Here is a 1,044-nt window from a genome sequence, read left to right on the forward strand (position 1 = left end):
CGCATTGGCCGGCAGGCCGGGGCCGTGCACCCAAGCCGCCAGGTTCAGGCGCGCTTCGAGGCCGGGCTCGGCATCGAGCAGCTCGGCGCGGAGGTAGTGCAGGAAGGTGGCGGTGTCCATGCTCTGAAAGCTGAACCGGGCGAAGTACTCCTTAATAAAGGCATCGAGCCGCGGCCGGCCCACCAGCCCTTCCAGCGTAAGCAGCAGGGCGCAGCCTTTCTCGTAGGCAATTTCGGTCATGCCTTCGTCGGGGTCACGGCCGGTCAGGTTCAGGTGCAGATGGGTGTCGGGGCTGGCGGGACCAATGTCCGCGATGGTATGGTGCAGGTCGGCTTCGCCTAGCACCTGCAGCATGTCGGCGTATTCGCGACCATACAAATGTTCCATGATGCGGCGCTCGAAATACACCGTGAAACCCTCGTTCAGCCAGAAATCATCCCACGTTGCATTTGTAACCAAGTTGCCCGACCAGGAATGCGCGAGCTCATGGGCCACCAGGCTAGTCAGGCTGCGGTCGCCGGCTAGAATAGTTGGTGTTACAAATGTTAATCTGGGGTTTTCCATTCCGCCAAAGGGGAAGGAGGGCGGCAGTACCAGCAAATCATAACGCTCCCAGCGGTAGGGGCCGTACAACTCCTCGGCCGCCGCCACCATTTTCTCCAGGTCGGCAAACTCGTGGGTAGCCACCGGCAGCGTGGCCGGCTCGGCGTAGATGCCGGTGCGCCCGCTGAGCGGGGCAAAGGCAAGGTCACCCACGGCCAGCGCCATCAGGTAGGCCGGAATGGGCTGGGCCATGCGGAAGCGGTACTCGCCGGTCGGGCTGAGCTGCTGCGGGTTCTCGGCGCTCATCAGGGCCAGCAGGTGGGCGGGCACGCGTATCGTGGCCTCATAAGTAAAGCGGATGCCGGGCGAGTCCTGGCACGGCAGCCAGGTGCGCGCCAGAATGGCCTGCGACTGCGTGAAAAGGAAGGGCTGCTTGCCGGCCGTCTGGGCCGGAGCTAGCCACTGCAGGGCGGCCGCCGTGGGGGCCGTGCGGTAAGCAAT

General features: G+C 64.3%; 1 protein-coding gene. It reads right to left on the reverse strand.

Features of this window, described 5'->3' with window-relative positions; genetic code table 11:
• Positions 1-1,044, reverse strand: a 1,044-nt coding sequence (locus ACYVDE_RS23995; protein ID WP_460504040.1) for a M1 family aminopeptidase/hydrolase, incomplete at both ends; no start/stop codon positions are given.

The organism is Hymenobacter agri (assembly GCF_054778495.1).